This window comes from Candidatus Nitrotoga sp. 1052, from assembly GCF_927312905.1.
Classification (GTDB): domain Bacteria; phylum Pseudomonadota; class Gammaproteobacteria; order Burkholderiales; family Gallionellaceae; genus Nitrotoga.
On record NZ_CAKMHQ010000048.1, the window covers coordinates 59,713 to 77,485 of the forward strand.

The following is a 17,773-nucleotide window of genomic DNA, read 5'->3' on the forward strand; positions in this document are numbered from 1 at the left end:
ATGAAATTCGATGTCGAATTGGATGCTCGTAAGTTGAGTTGCCCCTTGCCCATTCTGCGTACCAAAAAAATGCTGTCGCAGATGCAAGGCGGGCAGGTGCTGAAAGTGGTTGCTACAGACAAAAAGTCACCGGATGACTTCACCGATTTTTGCAAGCAAACCGGGAATGATTTGTTGTCTGCTACACAGCAGGATGACGAGTTCGTATTTTACCTGCGTCGCCGGCAGATTTAACCAAGCTTGTCGAGTTGCGCCTGCAACTGGATCAGCGTCATCGAGAAATCGTCCATACGCCTGCGTTCTTGATCCACCACTTGCGGCGGGGCGCGCAAGACGAAACTGGCATTGCCCAGCTTGCTTTGTGCTTTGGTGATTTCGCCTGCAAGGCGGGCTATCTCCTTGTCCAAGCGCTCACACTCTGCTTCCACGTCAATTTCTATTTCCAGCATCAACTTGAAATTGCCGACGATTGCGACTGGCGCGTCGGTGTTAGGCAGTTCATCCAGCAGGCTAACCCCGCTTAACTTGCCCAGCGCTTGCAGGTAAGGCGCGAAGCCTTGCAGGATAGCTGCATCGCCACTCGCAATCAGTGGCACTCTCTGTGCTGGCGACAAGTTCATCTCGCTGCGCAGCTTGCGGCAGGCAGTGACCATTTCCTGCAGCAGGCTGATTTGTTGCAAGGAAATTGGGTCAATCAGCTTGGAGTTGGCTTGCGGATAGGGCTGCAGCATGATGCTGTCGCCCTGCTTTCCGGCCAGTGGCGCAACTTTCTGCCACAGCTCTTCGGTGATGAAAGGGATGATAGGGTGCGCCAGGCGCAGTATGGTTTCCAGCACACGCACCAGGGTACGCCGCGTGGCGCGTTGCCGTGCGGCATTTAAAGCCCCTTCTTCCGCTGGAAGTGGGTTGCCGGAGTGAGGGCTGAGTTGCACCTTGGCCAATTCCAAATACCAATCACAGTAGGTGTCCCACACTAACTCATACAGCGTCCGCGCCGCCATGTCGAAACGATAGTGGTCGAAGTGGTCCGCCATTTCAGTTTCCGCCTGTTGCAAACGACTAATCAACCATTTGTCCGCCGCACTGTATTTAACCGGCAATGATTCGTCCAGCCCGATATCCTGACCTTCGCAATTCATTAGTACAAAGCGCGTGGCATTCCATAGCTTGTTACAGAAATTGCGGTAACCTTCACAGCGTTGCAGATCGAATTTGATGTCGCGCCCATGCGAGGCAAGGCTGGCGAAGGTGAAGCGCATTGCATCAGTACCGAAGGCTGGGATGCCGTCCGGGAAATGTTTGCGTGTCTGTTTTTCGATACTTTCTGCCTGCCTGGGATTCATCAGATTCTGCGTGCGCTTGGAGACCAAATCTTCCAGCGAGATACCGTCAATTAGATCCAGCGGGTCTAGCACATTCCCCTTGGACTTGCTCATCTTGTGTCCCTCCGCGTCGCGGATCAGGCCATGTACATACACTTCGCGGAATGGCACCTTGCCGGTGAAGTGCAGCGACATCATCACCATGCGCGCCACCCAGAAAAAGATGATGTCGAAGCCGGTAACCAGTACCGAGGTCGGCAGGAAAGTTTTGAGTTCTTTGGTGTCGTGTGGCCAGCCCAGTGTTGAAAACGGCCACAATGCGGAGGAGAACCAAGTATCGAGTACGTCTTCGTCCTGGCGCAGTTTTGTGGTGCCTGCCTGCTTGCGGGCGTCTTCTTCGTTGCGAGCGACAAATATATTACCCTGTTCGTCATGCCACGCCGGGATGCGATGTCCCCACCACAGTTGGCGCGAGATGCACCAGTCCTGAATGTTGCTTAACCACTGGTTGTACGTGTTGGCCCAGTTTTCCGGTACGAATTTAATTTCACCATCCGCCACCGCTTGCAGCCCGCGTTGCGCCAATCCCTCCATTTTCACGAACCACTGGTCGGTGAGCATCGGTTCAATTACCGCATGGCTGCGGTCTCCGCGCGGCACCATCAGCTTGTGCGGCTTGGTGTCCACAAGCAGGTTTTGTGCGGACAGGTCGAAAAGGATTTGCTTGCGCGCATCGAAACGATCCAGCCCCTGATAGACGTCAGGTGCATGTTCGTTGATTTTTGCATCCAGCGTAAATATGTTGATCGGTGTAAGGCTGTGACGCTGTCCCACTATGTAGTCGTTGAAATCGTGCGCGGGCGTGATTTTTACGCAACCAGTGCCGAAAGCTGGATCGACATATTCATCGGCGATGATGGGAATAGTGCGATTGCACAGTGGCAGTTGCAAACGCTTGCCGATCAGGTGCTGGTAGCGTGTATCTTCAGGATGCACCGCGACAGCAATGTCGCCGAGCAGCGTTTCAGGGCGTGTGGTGGCGACGATTAAAGCGCCGACACCGGCTTCCAGCGGATAAGCGATATGCCACATGAAGCCGTCTTCTTCCTGCGCTACTACTTCCAGATCGGATACTGCGGTGCCCAGCACCGGATCCCAGTTCACCAATCGCTTACCGCGATAGATTAAACCTTGCTCGTAGAGTTTGACGAATACTTCGGTAACGGCCTCGGACAGACCTTCGTCCATGGTGAAGCGCTCCCGCGACCAATCGCACGAGGCGCCGAGACGACGCATCTGGTGTGTGATGGTAGAACCGGACTCCTCCTTCCATTCCCACACGCGCTCAATGAATCTTTCGCGGCCAAGGTCGTGGCGTTTAATTTTTTGCGCGTCCAGCTGCCGCTCTACCACGATTTGCGTGGCAATCCCGGCGTGGTCAGTACCAGGCTGCCATAGGGTATTGTCTCCGCGCATGCGGTGATAACGGGTGAGCGCGTCCATAAGCGTATCCTGGAAGGCGTGTCCCATGTGCAGCGTGCCGGTCACATTGGGTGGCGGCAGCATGATGGCGTAAGCGGGCTTATCGCTCTCTAATTTAGCCTGGAAATAACCAGCGCTTTCCCATATTGGATACCAGCGCGCTTCGATTGCTTGCGGTTCAAAGCTTTTTGTGAGTTCCATGTTGATAGTGTTTGGTTTAATTCTGTCGGGTGCAGTGAGAAAAGGCGTGATTATAGCGGATGGAGATGGGACGGGCGGTATGGAAATGTGTGCTTGAATTAATTCGGGCAGATTTAATTTGGCCTGGCTCCACGCCTCCTGCCATAGCGCATCGAACTGTGGTGCAAGTTTCGCGCGTAGCAGCGTTTCCAGTTGTGGCGCGATCTGTGCCGCGAGTTGCTGGCACTGTGCATCGGATAAGGTAGCGAATTCTTTGTTTTCCGCTATGAGCGCCGAAGGATCTTCGGCCACGACTTCTGTCAGGGTGGGAATTTCCAAGGAGTCATCGACTACATCTGTAAGTACAGGAAGGTTGCTTAATTTATTTGACTGTTCGGACGGATAGCTCATGGGTGTCTATAAAAATTCACAATAAATTTCTTGAGGGCTGCTGTGTGGCAGATGCTCAAGTCTGGATTTTTAGAGATGCCATCATGTTCAATATTCGGGTTGTTTACTCAGGTCGAAATGGCGCATTTCATAGCCGCGGTCTCGATAAAAGCTGAAGCGTTCACGGCCCAAGCGTGCATCTTCTGCATCTTGGCTGACGATTTCAAGTACGCGTTCGAAACGACTAAAGAATGGCAAACACACGGTGTGCAGGTTGATCAACACTTCATTGTGTGGAAAACTTTCGCCTCGATGATCGACCACAACCGGCATCTCAGCGGCGATTGCTTCATCGTTGCGGCAGTGCGGCATAAAGGCAGTAACGGGATACTGCCACAACAGCCTGTCCAATACCTCAGTTGTGGCTTCGTCCGAGGTGTGCAGCAGCACACGCAGTCCGCTTTGCATAGCCTTGTGGCTAAGGTGGCAAGCAGTGCGCAGTTTGTCCTCCACACCGGTGTAAAAATCTACCTTGGTCATTTAATAAATTTACGAGTTATGGTGACGATTTAGAGCAACTATTTATGGCTGCTGGGTGTGCGTACTGTACTCCGTGTCCTTCAAGAGCAAGGAGTGCAGTACGCAGTTACCTGAATTTCTCATTTTGATCTTAACAATTATGAATCCACTTAATTACCTGGTTGGACACGATTGATCAAATACTGTGCCAGCAGTGGCACAGGACGTCCGGTCGCACCTTTTTCTTTGCCTGATTTCCATGCGGTACCGGCAATATCCAGATGCGCCCAGCGATAGTCCTTGGTGAAGCGCGACAGGAAGCAGGCGGCAGTGATGCTGCCGCCTGCGCGGCCGCCGATATTCTGGATGTCGGCGAAGTTGCTATTTAGTTGCGGCTGATACTCCTCCCACAATGGCATGTGCCAAGCCCGGTCATATGTTTGCTCGCCTGCTGCCAGCAGTTCCTGTGCCAGGGTATCCTGATTGCTATAAAGCCCGCTGGCAACATGGCCTAATGCGATGACGCAGGCGCCGGTAAGGGTGGCTATGTCGATTACCGAGGTTGGCTCAAACTTGGCCGCATAAGTAAGTGCATCGCACAGGATGAGACGGCCTTCCGCATCGGTATTCAAAATTTCGATGGTCTGCCCGGACATGCTGGTGACGATGTCGCCCGGTTTGGTGGCGGAACCACTAGGCATGTTCTCGCAAGTGGGAATAATGCCGACTACATTTAGCTTGAGTCCAATTTCAGCAATGGCTTGCATCGTACCTAGCACGCTGGCTGCACCGCACATGTCGTATTTCATTTCATCCATCTCGGCACCCGGTTTGAGCGAGATGCCGCCAGTGTCAAAAGTTATGCCTTTACCGACCAGTACGATGGGTTTTTGTTTCTTATCGGCACCGCGATACTCCAGAGTAATGAGCTTGGCGGGTTCATCGCTGCCTCGGGTCACAGACAATAGCGAACCCATGCCAAGCTTTTGCATATCCTTTTCTTCCAGCACGGTAACTTTGAGTGATTTGTGCGCCTTGGCTAAAGCCACTGCTTGTTGCGCCAGATAGCTGGGGGTGCATATGTTGGCCGGCAGATTGCCCAAGTCCTTTGCCAGCTTCATGCCTTGTCCGATTGCTGCGGCCTGTATGAGAGCGGCATCTTGTTTAGCGGTTGATTTGCCTGACATCAAGCCAAACTGGATTTTGCATGAAGCTTTTTTATTTTTTTCCGCCTTGCTTTTGAGTTGGTCAAAACGATAAGTCGATTCGAATGCAGCAAGCACTGCCTGGCTGATACACCAAGCGCTATCGCGGCCTGCCAATGGCAATTCAGCCAAATAGAGCACTGCATCCTTGGCGCCGGTGGCAAATAGTGCGCGCATTGCGGCACGGATACTATCGAGATATTGGCGTTCGGCAAACTCATCACGTTTGCCCAGCCCGACCAGTAGCACACGTTCGCTCGGAATGTTGGGCACGTTATGCAGCAGTAGCGTAGTAGCGATCTTGCCATTCATGTCACCGCGCGCGATGATACCGCTGAGCGTATTCTTGGTGGCTTTGTCCAGTATTTGCGCTGCGTCCGATAGCTTGCCACCCTCAAATACACCCGCCACCACGCAACCGCTACGCTGTTTTTCCGGGCTGCCCAGTTTTATGCTAAATTCCACTTATATCTCCTTAATGATTTTTGTTTTACACAAAATGTTGGATTATCCGCAGATTCCAAAGCAAAAGTCAAAGTTGTCACGCTTTAAGTTATTGCGCGGCAATATTTTTCATAGTGAGCTAGTGCGCGAATCCGCTAGCATGGGGCTATTAGTATTTGCCATCTTACTCAGTATTGTTGTTTTTACTCAGTTAGTTCGCTTGTTAGGTCAATCCGTTAGCGGATCTTTAGCGGTGGACGGTGTGCTGGCATTGTTGGGTTTTAATGCTGTGTATTACCTGCCAGCCTTGCTTTCCCTAAGTTTGTTTCTATCGGTGTTGTTGACGCTGACGCGCAGCTACCGTGACAACGAGATGGTGGTGTGGTTCAGCTCCGGGATTGGGCTGACACGCTGGATACGCCCGGTGATGTGGTATGCGCTGCCGGTGGTGTGCCTGATTGCACTGTTAAGTCTGGTGTTGTCACCTTGGGCTATGTCTCAAGTGGAAGAATTAAAACGAAGGCTGGATAGCCGCGATGACGTAACTGCTGCATCGCCCGGAACATTTCGCGAATCGAAGCAGGCTGACCGTGTGTTCTTTATCGAAAACGTGGATGTGGGCAAAAACAGGGTTGGCAACATTTTTGTGCAATCGTTGCAGCACGGCAAGATTGGCACCATGGTGGCCAAACAGGGCATGCAGGAAACTGCACCTAACGGTGATCGTTTCCTGGTATTACTGAATGGCACACGCTATGAGGGAGCGCCAGGGCAGCTCGATTTCAAAATCATCGAATTTGAGCGCTATGCGGTGCGCATTAAGGCGGTAGAAGCGAGGCAACGACCCGCACCTGCCGATTCATTGCCTACTCTGCAGTTACTACAAAACCTTAACAGCTGGAATATGTCCGAACTGGAGCGGCGGCTCAGCTTGCCTCTCGGTGCGCTAATTTTGTCCCTGCTGGCGATCCCATTGAGTTTTGTCAATCCACGCGCCGGGCGTTCACTCAATCTCATTATGGCACTGGTGATTTACATGCTCTATAACAACCTCATCAGCCTCTCTAACACAATGGTGGGGCAGGGCAAGATTGGTCCCGCCATTGGCTTTTGGGGTATCCATGTGCTGATGTTTATGTTGATGGTGTTGCTGTTCTATCGCCGTCTGTCGGTTTTCTCCTTGCGGCGGTTGGCGCGATGAGGCTGCTGACCCGTTGTCTAGCGCGTGAGATATATGCCAGCATCGGACTAGTGTTCGCAGCCTTGCTGATGTTGTTTTCTTTTTTTGACCTGATACATGAATTAAATGTGCTGGGTAGCGGCAATTATCATTTAGGCTATGCATTGCTGTTTGTGCTGTTGTCAGTGCCTGGCCGAATGTATGAATTGTTTCCAGTGGCTGTCCTTATTGGCACAATTTTTGCGCTGACACAGATGGCTGCAAATTCGGAATTGACCATCTTTCGTTCTTCAGGCGTTTCACTGCGGCAAATGGTCGTTGCTTTGATCAAAATAAGCTTACCACTTGTCCTGTTGAGTTATCTGAGTGGCGAAATGATCGCACCCTTCAGCGAACGCATGGCGCAGGAGATAAGGCTTAAAGCGCAGAACGCTGAAGTGTCGCTGAGAGAATTCCGTTCCGGCGTATGGGCTAAAGATGAGCGCAGTTTCGTAAACGTAAAAAATGTTCTTCCAGACAGCACCTTACTGAATATTAGTATTTATGAATTTGATGAGAGTTACCATCTGCGTGCCATAACTGCAGCAAAACGTGCTGCTTATGTGGAAAAAAACCGCTGGCAACTGGAAGGCGTGACCCAAACCCTTTTCAATAAACAAGGTACGACAGTAAACCATCAGCCAAGTATGGAATGGCGCTCGGCGCTTAACTTGGGAATTTTGAGGGCATTACTGGTGGGGCCGGGACAAATGTCGGCATTGAATCTTTATCAATATATCCAGCACCTGCGCGACAACCATCAGAAGACTGTATCTTACGAAATTGCAATGTGGAACAAGCTAGTGTATCCATTCGCAATACTGGTGATGATGTTCCTGGCCTTGCCATTTGCTTCGCATCAGCGGCGCGAGGGCGGCATTAGCGCGAAAATATTCTTGGGTATTATATTGGGACTGACTTTTCACTTTGTTGGCAAGCTATTCTCCAATTTGGGTGCACTCAACGAGTGGCAGCCCATGCTGAGCGCTGTGGCGATGCCGCTGCTCTTCCTGCTATTGGCAACAGGGATGTTGTGGTTTACTGAAAGACGCTAAAGCTGATTTAAGCATTCCTGAATAGTCCGTATACCCGCATGAACAAAAGCATAGCGGGTTTTTTGTTGCCTGAGCGTTCCTGATTATTCCCTTGTGATACCGTTACAATTAACGGTAAGCCTTAATTCCCCGCCAAGTTCCTGTCGTTCCAAAAAACTACTTCCCTCCGGGAAGCCCAGCGCAGGCAACGTCGCGTGGCGGACTCGATCACGACGTTGCGACTGCACTTGAGCGTGGCATTTGCAAGAACCATCGGCCATTGTCCGCACTGCAATTGGTCAAATCATGGATCAAGTTTATGACACAGTAAGACTAGCGGGAAGCACGCTTGCGATCTTGTTCAGTAAGATAACGCTTACGCACACGAATGGACAGCGGCGTGATTTCCACCAGCTCGTCGTCATCAATAAACTCAACAGCCGACTCCAGCGTCAGCTTAATTGGCGTGGTCAAGCGCACTGCTTCATCCGTGCCGGAGGAACGTACATTAGTCAGTTGCTTGCCCTTGATCGGGTTAACCACAAGGTCGTTATCGCGACTGTGTATGCCAATGACCATGCCTTCATACAATTTATCCCCGGGGCTGACAAACATGCGGCCACGATCTTCCAATTTCCATAAAGCATAGGCTACAGCCTCGCCATTGTCTTGAGAAATCAGCACGCCATTATGACGGCCTGGCATATCCGGCTTGACCGGGCCGTAGTCGTCGAAGACGTGCGAGATAAGTCCGGTGCCACGGGTCATGGTCATAAAATCACCCTGGAAACCGATCAAGCTGCGTGCCGGAATACGATATTCCAAACGCACGCGGCCTCTTCCATCCGACTGCATATCCTGCAAATCGCCGCGTCGGCGGCCCAACTCTTCCATTACTACACCCTGATTTTCCTCTTCAACGTCTACAGTGAGCATTTCATACGGCTCACATTTTTCGCCGTTAATTTCACGAAACACCACGCGCGGTTTCGAAACAGCTAATTCAAAGCCCTCTCGACGCATATTTTCCAGCAAAATGGTCAAGTGCAATTCACCACGTCCAGACACCAGGAAGGAATCTGTCTCACCCGTATCTTCCACGCGCAATGCCACGTTAACCAACAATTCCTTAGTCAAACGATCTCGAATCTGGCGGCTAGTGACGAACTTGCCTTCTTGTCCTGCCAACGGGGAGTTGTTCACTTGGAAGGTCATGGTCAAAGTAGGCTCATCCACCTTTGGCATAGGCAGAGCTTCTGGCTGGTTAATATCGGCCAAGGTGACACCAATACCGATATCTTCGATACCGTTGACCAGAATGATGTCGCCAACACCCGCTTCTTCCATTTGTACCCGCTCTATACCACGGAAACCCAGCACCTGATTGACCCGCGCTTTCTTCGGCGGTTTATCGCCATTCAGCACCATGACCTCTTGACCCGGCTTAATTCGCCCCCGCGAAACGCGTCCAACACCAATGCGACCAACAAAGCTGGAATAATCCAGCGCAGAAATTTGAAATTGCAGCGGCCCGTCCATATCGCCAACCGGTGCCGGCACATGCTTTAACACGGTATCGAACAACGGGCGCATATCCTTGCTCGGATTCGCCAAATCCAATGTCGCATAACCATTCAACGCCGAGGCGTAGACTATCGGAAAATCCATTTGTGCTTCGGTTGCGCCAAGCTTATCGAACAAATCAAAGGTATGATCCACTACCCACTCTGGCCGCGCGCCGGGACGATCAATCTTGTTAATTACCACTATAGGACGCAAACCCAGTGCCAGCGCCTTGCGTGTGACAAAGCGGGTTTGCGGCATCGGGCCTTCCACCGCATCTACCAGCAACAACACGCCGTCTACCATCGACAAAACACGTTCCACTTCACCACCAAAGTCGGCGTGCCCTGGCGTGTCCACGATGTTGATATGCACGCCTTCATATTCCACTGCGCAGTTTTTTGCCAGAATGGTGATGCCACGCTCTTTTTCAAGATCGTTGCTGTCCATCACGCGCTCAGCGATATGCTGGTGCGCGGCGAAAGTGGCTGTCTGGGACAGCAGCTTGTCCACCAACGTGGTTTTGCCGTGATCAACGTGAGCTATGATGGCGATATTACGGATTGCGCGCGACATGTTTACTACCTAAGCTAGATAAAGGGCGCGCATTCTAGCATACGGATACATCCGAACCTTACAATTCATTCCAAGCTACTATTTGGTAGTAAAAATTATTGCAGCCTATTTTGCAGGTAACAAAGCACGTCCAGATTTATTTTCTGGCTATTATTACTCAACTGTGTATAATGCGCCCTTGCTGCGATATTCGTGCAGCGATGGCTCATCGTTTTCTGACCTCTGGCGTCTCTGACGCGTCTTGCTTTTACCGGTTAGCGACGATGTTTTGCGCTGGTAGAGTCTATGATCTCCCTACTAAATTTTAGTGTGTGGCTTTAGCCACGCATGCGCTTTGATTTAATCATTAATTAAGGAACAATCGTGTCTATTGAAAACACAGCTACACCTATTAAAGTTATTACCTTTGCCTCTCTGGGATTGAACCCCTTAATCCTCAGTGCTGTGGAAGAATCCGGCTATACCGTGCCCTCGCCCATTCAGGCCGAAGCCATTCCCGAAGTGATGGCGGGTCACGATCTGATGGCATCCGCCCAGACCGGCACCGGCAAAACTGCCGCTTTCATCCTGCCCGCGTTAAACCGCATCGCCGAACCTTCCGCCGTGCGTAGCAAGGGGCCGCGCGTGCTAGTGCTGACTCCGACGCGCGAACTGGCACAACAGGTTTCAGACGCCGCCGCTAAATATGGCAAGAATATGCGCCTGAAAGTCGTGAGCATTCTCGGTGGCATGCCCTACCCGCTACAAAACAAACTGCTATCCAGCCCAGTAGATATTTTAGTCGCCACTCCGGGCCGCTTGATTGATCACATCGAGCGCGGTCGTATCGACTTCTCGCGCCTCGAAATGTTGGTGCTGGACGAAGCCGACCGTATGCTGGATATGGGTTTCATTGATGACGTGGAACGCATCGCCGCAGCCACCCCGGCCACGCGCCAAACGCTGCTGTTCTCCGCCACACTGGATGGTGTAATTGGCAACCTGGCAAAACGGCTGCTCACGAATCCAAAGCGCATAAGCGTCGCAGCTACTCAGGCACGCCACGAAAACATCGAACAACGCCTAATGTATGTGGACGACATGGCACACAAGGGCCGTTTGCTGGATCACTTGCTGCGCGATACGGACTTGAATCAAGCATTGGTATTCACCGCAACCAAACGCGACGCTGATGCTTTGGCTGACAAACTGCTGTCACAAGGACATTCCGCCGCCGCGCTACATGGCGATATGAACCAGCGCGAACGCAACCGCACCTTGGTTAGCCTGCGCCGTGGCCAAGTGCGTATTTTAGTGGCGACTGACGTGGCCGCACGTGGCATCGACGTTCCGGGCATTTCCCACGTGATCAATTTCGACCTGCCCAAGGCCGCCGAAGACTACGTGCACCGTATCGGCCGCACTGGTCGTGCCGGATCTTCCGGTATCGCCGTATCGTTTGCATCCAACCGCGATGCCGGAAACCTGCAAAAAATCGAACGCTACACCGGACAGAGTATAACCGCTCATATCGTTGCCGGTCTGGAACCCAAATTCAAACCGCGCTCACAGCCCTCCAGCACACGTGGCAAACCCGGCGGATTCGGACGCCATACCGCCCCTGACAGCCGTCATGGTCATCCTGATGGCGTTCGACGGGAGGGTCAATCGCACAATCGTTTCAGTGACAATGCACCTCGGCGTAATGGAAACACCGGCAACACGAGTCCTGCTGGCCAGGAACGTCGTCCGGCAAGCAGCTTCTCTGGACGCAACCACAATAGCGGCAACCGTTAAGCATTAAACGACTTTTTCGCTAAAAGCAAAAAGGCATGCCTAGGCGTGCCTTTTTTGTTTCTGCTGGTAATCATGCTGTTGTGCTGACAGCCGCTATCCACTATGCTTGCCACCGTTTATTCTAAAATCTAAGCAATTATGCCCGTCAGCATCAAGACCCCTCAGGAAATAGAAAAAATGCGCATCGCAGGCCGCTTGGCCAGCGAAGTGCTGGACTACATCACACCTTTTATACAAGCTGGCGTTACTACTGGCGAAATTGACCGCCTCTGCCATGATTACATGGTGAATATTCAACAATGTATTCCTGCGCCGCTCAATTACGCGCCGCCAGGACATGCGCCCTATCCAAAATCCATCTGCACCTCAATCAATCATCAGGTATGCCATGGCGTGCCGGGTGACAAAAAACTCAAGAACGGCGACATCCTGAACATTGACATCACCACGATCAAACAAGACTATCACGGCGATACCAGCCGCATGTTCCATGTCGGCGAAACTTCCATCCAGGCAAAACGGCTGTGCGAAACCACTTATCAGGCTATGTGGCGAGGCATCCGCGTGGTCAAGCCCGGCGCATATTTAGGTGATATCGGCCACGCCATCCAGAGCTTTGTCGAAGCGCAGGGCTACAGCGTGGTGCGCGAATTCTGCGGCCACGGCATCGGCAGGGGATTTCACGAAGAGCCACAGGTGTTGCACTATGGTAAGCCTAAAAGCGGTTTGAAATTGGAAGCGGGCATGATCTTCACCATAGAACCGATGATTAACGCAGGCAAGGCTGGCATCACTCAGCTCGGTGATGGCTGGACCATCGTGACCAAGGATCACAGTTTGTCGGCTCAGTGGGAACACACCGTTCTGGTAACCGAATCCGGCTTTGAAGTGCTGACTGTTTCTGCTGGATCTCCACCTCCTCCACCTTAAATAAGTCGTGCAAAGCGCCGCTGAAATCCGCCAGAGCTTGCGTACTGCACGATTATTCCTGCAACAGGATTATGAACGCCACGCGCAACCAGCCCGCCTGCTGCGCGCCCATGCCAAGCTGGTGGATGAACATTTACGCGCGGCATGGCAACTCCTCGCCATGCCGCCAAATTTGACGCTCGTAGGCGTAGGCGGCTATGGGCGCAGCGAGTTATATCCCAAGTCCGACATTGATCTGCTAATCCTGTTGCCGGAGGAACCGAATCCAGCGTTGCAACAACAGTTGCAGGAACTGGTTGGCCTGCTGTGGGACATTGGCCTGGAAGTCGGCCACAGCATCCGTACCGTTGCGCAATGCGTAGAGGAATCGGTCGATATTACGGTGCAGACCAATCTATTAGAAGCACGTTTAATTATCGGCGCACCCCAACTGTTTGAGGAAATGGTCAGCACGCTGACGCAACACCTTGATCATCGTGCTTTCTACCTTGCCAAGCAGAACGAACAACAGCGGCGCCACGCACGCTTCATCGACGCGGACTACAACCTCGAACCCCACTTGAAAGAAAGCCCCGGTGGCCTGCGCGATTTACAGACCGTGCTGTGGATTAGCCGCGCCTGCAATTTGGGCGACACCTGGCGCGAGCTGGCCAAGGCAGGCATGATTACCGAGCCAGAGGCGCGCGCCATCGCGCGTCACGAAGCCCTGCTGCAAAACCTGCGCATTCGTCTGCATTATTTGGCCGGGCGGCGTGAAGACCGCCTGCTATTCGATTACCAGACCGAACTGGCGAAACAAATGCACATCACTGCTACAGGTGTACGCCGTGCCAGCGAACACATGATGCAGCGCTACTACCGCACTAAACAAGCTGTACAACAACTTAATGACGTGCTATTGCAAAACTTGCGTACACACCTGTTCCCCGAAGCCAGCACCATACATCCACTAAATGAGCGCTTCATAACGCGCGATGATTTGCTCGAAGCGCGTGATGAAGCCCTGTTCGAACGCGAACCATCTGCCATTATGGAAAGCTTCCTGTTACTGGAACAACATCCACGTCTGAGCGGATTTTCTGCCCCCACTTTGCGCGCTCTGTGGCGGGCACGTCATAAGATAGATGCTGCATTCAGACGCGATCCACACAACCGTGCATTGTTCATGGCTATCCTGCGCCAGCCACACGGCCTTACCCATGCGCTGCGACGCATGAATCAAAATGACATTCTGGGCCGTTACCTACCTGCGTTTGGTCGTATCGTCGGGCAAATGCAGCATGATCTGTTTCATGTTTACACTGTAGACGAACATATCCTGATGGTGGTGCGCAATCTGCGCCGTTTAACCTTGGCAGAACACGCGCATGAATACCCCCTGTGTAACAAGCTGATCAAGGATTTCGCGCGCGTCGAGGTGCTGTATATCGCCGGGCTGTTCCACGATATCGCCAAGGGGCGCGGCGGCGACCATTCGATACTGGGATGTGCGGACGCTGCACGCTTCTGCAAACAACACGGGCTGACGCAGGAAGATACCGACCTGGTGGTATGGCTGGTAGAGCATCATCTAACCATGTCCACCACCGCACAAAAACAAGACTTGTCCGATCAGGACGTGATCGCGGCCTTCGCTGCGAAAGTAAAGAATGATCGTTATCTAGTAGCGTTGTACCTGCTCACCGTGGCCGATATTCGCGGCACCAGCCCAAAAGTGTGGAATGCCTGGAAGGGCAAGTTGCTCGAAGATCTGTTCTGGGCAACGCGCCGCTATATGGTTGACGGCAAGATTGCCGATCAGGTCGGCGAAATCCGCGCACGCACACTGGAAATACTTAGCTTGCATGCGATTGCTCCTGAAGTGCATGAAACACTGTGGGCGCAACTAGACGCAGAGTACTTCCTGCGCCACGAACCGCAGGAAATTGCCTGGCACACTCGCCTGCTGGCACATCGAGTCAATAGCGACACAGCCATCGTCAAGACACGCTTAAGCCCCATCGGAGAAGGCATTCAGTTGATGGTATACAGCCCCGACCAGCCTTATATTTTTGCGCGCATCTGCGGTTTTTTCGAGCGGCTGAACTACAACATCATGGAAGCAAAGATCCACACCACCCAGCACGGTTATGCGCTGGACAGCTTTCTGGCAATGGATGCAGGCAACAGCAAGCCAGCATATCGCGATGTAATGAATTACATAGAATATGAACTGTCACGCGAGATAGCCAACGCAAATGAACCCTCCGCACCAAAATCCGCCAGGATATCCCGCCAGCTCAAACATTTTCCCATCGCATCCGAAGTCAATATAACGTCAGATGATAAAGGAAACTATCTGCTTTCCATCATCGCCGGCGACCGCCCCGGCCTGCTGGCGCGGATCGCACATGTGCTGGCGCGGCATGGCATAGCGATACGTAGCGCCAAGATCAACACTCTGGGGGCGCGCGCCGAGGACACTTTCCATATAGCCAGCGCAGCGCTAATTCAACCGCAGACAATTACAGCGCTACGCGAAGAACTGTTAAGACAGATTTCTTAAACGTTAACCGGAGAATACGTAATATGAGAGAAAAGTTCAGAACGCTACTGTGGCGGGCGATTCATCTTTTTCTCGCTTGCCTTATAAGTGCAGGTGCAGGGATCGCCCATGCCGATATTTCTGACACGAATTCAGCAGCATCCCTCCGCGCGAAGTACATGGCATTGCGGGATACGCTCAGCCACAACCAGTTTCAATTACCGCTTAATCTGGATTCCAGTCAGACCTCAACTGACTTAAAGGGCGACATCTATGCGCTCATGAATTATCCATTTGCAACGGTAAGTACAGCGCTCAAGGGAGCAATCCCTTGGTGCGACATCCTGATCCTGCATCTCAATGTCAAATACTGTCGCGAATCGGTTGACAAACCAGGCAGTAACCTCACGGTATATATCGGCAGGAAAACTGAGCAACCGCTGAATATCGCCCCCAAAATGGAATTTGAATATCGAGTTAATTCCAAATCGTCGGATTATCTCCAGGTTTTTCTGGACGCAGAAAAAGGGCCATTCGGCACTAAAAACTATCGCTTCATGCTGGAAGCAATCCCTCTAAAAGACGGAGGAACATTTATCCACCTGTCATATTCGTATGCCTATGGCTTTACAGCAAAGCTTGCAATGCAGGCCTACCTGAAGACGTTGGGAAGCGACAAGGTAGGATTCACCGTCATAAAAAAACTGCCTGACGGCAAGCCTCTCTATGTCAGCGGTATACGTGGAGCACTGGAACGCAACACCATGCGCTATTACTTGGCAATAAGTTCTTATCTCGGCGCCTTGTCCACGCCACCTCAGCAACAACTGGAAAAGCGCCTGCGAGACTGGTTTACGTCCACCGAGCGCTACTCACTCCAGTTACATGAGCTGGAACAAAGCGAATACCTCAATATGAAACGCAAGGAGTATAAACGTCAGCAAGCTGGGGGTTAACTTGACAAATTGTCCATCGAAATTACGATCACGGCTTACCTTTCCCCACTAAGTCGAATCTCATTTATTAATCTCACACCTCTTCAAATAATGAGCCACACGGGCACTACCTCAAACTATAATTGCGCACCACTATATTTTTTTAAATTTATGAATAACTCAATATCCCATTTGTGGGCTGTACTCCTGCTCGCAGGCTTTACAAACCATGCTTTTGGCGCGGATGTTCCGTCAGTACCAGCCACATCTGCCGTGACGCAAGTTACCGCACCTACCGCTCTGCCATCTGCATACGCACGCCGCCAAGCAAGACGCGCAGCTCCCGATGCAGTCATCAGCTTAAAAAACTCTTCGTTCAATCCTGACATGCAAGGCAAGATGAGTGCTTGGACAGAGATTGAGCATGGCTCAGGCAAATCCTATACCTTTGTGGCCGATCCAGAAAATGCACTTTCCATCCCGAGTAGTGCGCGAATCAGGCGCCATGGCTCTGAGCCTTTTGGTTTGCTCCAACAATCGATCGGCGTCCATCCCTCATGGCACAACAAGACAGCACGGCTTTCTGGCTCGCTTAGAGGCGTGGACATAAGCGGAGCTGGCGGTGCACTTGTCCTTCGTGCAGATGACGGAAGCGGCCAAATCCTGGCCTGGAATTTCATGCAAAATGCCCGCGTGAAAGGCACGCAAGACTGGAAGCGTTACACCATCGAACTCAAAATTCCCCCTTCTGCCTATTCTCTGATAGCCGGAGTAATGCTGGAAGATGGCGGAACGCTGTGGGCGGATAACCTGGCGATCGAATTGATCGATTAAGTTGCGCTGTGCGTCGCGTGCCGATGTCAGGCCGCTTGGAACCGTAGGACTAGTTTCAGCGACTGGGGAAGATGATGGGACACCAGTTTGAGTATCGCCCACAAGGTCAGCCAAGAAAGGCAGAGCATCGCAACATGAAAAGATAGCATCCTTTTTCATGTTGCTGCTTGCTGTTGCTCAAGGGTTATACGATTTCTTGGTGAGGCGATAGAGTAAATGCCCTCGTTGCAGTGTTTTAGCTGAATCCAGGTTCGTACCGCATTGTTTGAAATTCCAAGAGTTCAGAAAAGTCAATTAGCTTCGAACGCGATTCTAATGCGAGGGCAATTTGAAATCGACCTGCGCCGCTTCTAGCGTCTTTGCATGCCCGTCTCTGAGCGAGACCGAAAGCTCTTTCGAAAACTGAATTTGTGCGCGCAAGACCTGTAGATCGAGTGCAATTGGCTTTTCCCTCAGCCCCACGTGGACGAGGTGGTGCGAGGGTTGGTCCAGTCTAATGATGATTTGTTCCACGAGCCTTGCCGCAGCATTTATCGTTCATATTCAACTAGTCCAGTTCATCCCCACGGGTGTGGGGAACACCTGCCATCAAAACCCTTCGATGATTTCAGGCTTAAGCCCTTCCAGTTCCGCAAGCTCAAAGATACCTTACTAAAGCTGTACTCAGTAAGCACACCCTGCTTTTTCAACATATCGCTTCAGCATGGCATTCGGCGCATGACGAAATAACGACTGTGGGCGTGCCGTGCCATCTGTTCGCTTCTTGGGTAAGGTAGAATCAAGCATTAGGGAAACACTGATTTATTCCACCGCACTTCACTGAACTTCGCCACCATGATA

12 protein-coding genes are annotated in these 17,773 nt (G+C 51.9%); 8 read left to right on the plus strand and 4 right to left on the minus strand.

Annotation, left to right across the window (positions count from 1 at the left end):
* Nucleotides 1-234, plus strand: a complete 234-nt coding sequence (locus MJ768_RS10185; protein WP_239291447.1) for a sulfurtransferase TusA family protein — start codon at nucleotides 1-3, stop codon at nucleotides 232-234.
* Here the strand turns inward: MJ768_RS10185 and MJ768_RS10190 are convergent.
* The 3 genes from MJ768_RS10190 to MJ768_RS10200 form a co-directional block, all read right to left on the minus strand.
* Nucleotides 231-3,005, minus strand: coding sequence for a valine--tRNA ligase (locus tag MJ768_RS10190; protein WP_239291456.1), 2,775 nt, complete (start codon nucleotides 3,003-3,005; stop codon nucleotides 231-233). The two genes, MJ768_RS10185 and MJ768_RS10190, sit on opposite strands and share 4 nt — an antisense overlap.
* A gap of 477 nt (nucleotides 3,006-3,482) precedes the next feature.
* Nucleotides 3,483-3,914 carry a DNA polymerase III subunit chi gene (locus MJ768_RS10195; protein ID WP_239291403.1) on the minus strand — a complete coding sequence of 144 codons (432 nt, stop codon included), beginning with the start codon at nucleotides 3,912-3,914 and terminating at the stop codon, nucleotides 3,483-3,485.
* Between the two features lie 149 nt (nucleotides 3,915-4,063).
* On the minus strand, nucleotides 4,064-5,563 hold the full coding sequence (locus tag MJ768_RS10200) for a leucyl aminopeptidase (RefSeq protein WP_239291405.1): 1,500 nt from the start codon (nucleotides 5,561-5,563) through the stop codon (nucleotides 4,064-4,066).
* Between the two features lie 73 nt (nucleotides 5,564-5,636).
* Here MJ768_RS10200 and lptF point away from each other — a divergent pair, with 73 nt between their 5' ends.
* Complete coding sequence (gene lptF, locus MJ768_RS10205; RefSeq protein WP_239291407.1) at nucleotides 5,637-6,743, plus strand: LPS export ABC transporter permease LptF; 1,107 nt, start codon at nucleotides 5,637-5,639, stop codon at nucleotides 6,741-6,743.
* Entirely contained in the window at nucleotides 6,740-7,816 is a 1,077-nt protein-coding gene (gene lptG / locus MJ768_RS10210) for an LPS export ABC transporter permease LptG (RefSeq protein ID WP_239291409.1), read from the plus strand. The genes lptF and lptG overlap by 4 nt, the downstream gene beginning before the upstream one ends.
* A 312-nt stretch (nucleotides 7,817-8,128) precedes the next feature.
* On the opposite strand, the gene typA is transcribed toward lptG, so the two are convergent.
* Nucleotides 8,129-9,934 (minus strand): translational GTPase TypA, encoded by a 1,806-nt coding sequence (gene typA, locus MJ768_RS10215; protein WP_239291425.1) that lies wholly within the window; start codon nucleotides 9,932-9,934, stop codon nucleotides 8,129-8,131.
* Nucleotides 9,935-10,333: 399 nt separating this feature from the next.
* Between typA and MJ768_RS10220 the strand changes: the two genes are divergently transcribed.
* The 5 genes from MJ768_RS10220 (at nucleotide 10,334) to MJ768_RS10240 (ending at nucleotide 16,933) form a co-directional block, all read left to right on the plus strand.
* Entirely contained in the window at nucleotides 10,334-11,710 is a 1,377-nt protein-coding gene (locus tag MJ768_RS10220; protein WP_239291458.1) for a DEAD/DEAH box helicase, read from the plus strand.
* A 138-nt stretch (nucleotides 11,711-11,848) separates the two neighbouring features.
* A complete protein-coding gene (gene map / locus MJ768_RS10225; protein ID WP_239291435.1) occupies nucleotides 11,849-12,640 on the plus strand; it encodes a type I methionyl aminopeptidase in 792 nt (263 codons plus the stop codon).
* A gap of 7 nt (nucleotides 12,641-12,647) precedes the next feature.
* Nucleotides 12,648-15,185, plus strand: coding sequence for a [protein-PII] uridylyltransferase (locus MJ768_RS10230; protein ID WP_239291437.1), 2,538 nt, complete (start codon nucleotides 12,648-12,650; stop codon nucleotides 15,183-15,185).
* Nucleotides 15,186-15,208: 23 nt separating this feature from the next.
* Complete coding sequence (locus MJ768_RS10235) at nucleotides 15,209-16,120, plus strand: hypothetical protein (protein WP_239291439.1); 912 nt, start codon at nucleotides 15,209-15,211, stop codon at nucleotides 16,118-16,120.
* Between the two features lie 150 nt (nucleotides 16,121-16,270).
* A complete protein-coding gene (locus MJ768_RS10240; RefSeq protein WP_239291441.1) occupies nucleotides 16,271-16,933 on the plus strand; it encodes a hypothetical protein in 663 nt (220 codons plus the stop codon).
* Nucleotides 16,934-17,773: the final 840 nt, after the last annotated feature.

What these genes read in the sequence shown, in the direction of transcription:
- MJ768_RS10185 (WP_239291447.1), top strand. Translation starts at nt 1, where the DNA reads ATGAAATTCGATGTCGAATTGGATGCTCGTAAGTTGAGTTGCCCCTTG.
- MJ768_RS10190 (WP_239291456.1), bottom strand. Translation starts at nt 3,005, where the DNA reads ATGGAACTCACAAAAAGCTTTGAACCGCAAGCAATCGAAGCGCGCTGG.
- MJ768_RS10195 (WP_239291403.1), bottom strand. Translation starts at nt 3,914, where the DNA reads ATGACCAAGGTAGATTTTTACACCGGTGTGGAGGACAAACTGCGCACT.
- lptG (WP_239291409.1), top strand. Translation starts at nt 6,740, where the DNA reads ATGAGGCTGCTGACCCGTTGTCTAGCGCGTGAGATATATGCCAGCATC.
- typA (WP_239291425.1), bottom strand. Translation starts at nt 9,934, where the DNA reads ATGTCGCGCGCAATCCGTAATATCGCCATCATAGCTCACGTTGATCAC.
- map (WP_239291435.1), top strand. Translation starts at nt 11,849, where the DNA reads ATGCCCGTCAGCATCAAGACCCCTCAGGAAATAGAAAAAATGCGCATC.
- MJ768_RS10235 (WP_239291439.1), top strand. Translation starts at nt 15,209, where the DNA reads ATGAGAGAAAAGTTCAGAACGCTACTGTGGCGGGCGATTCATCTTTTT.
- MJ768_RS10240 (WP_239291441.1), top strand. Translation starts at nt 16,271, where the DNA reads ATGAATAACTCAATATCCCATTTGTGGGCTGTACTCCTGCTCGCAGGC.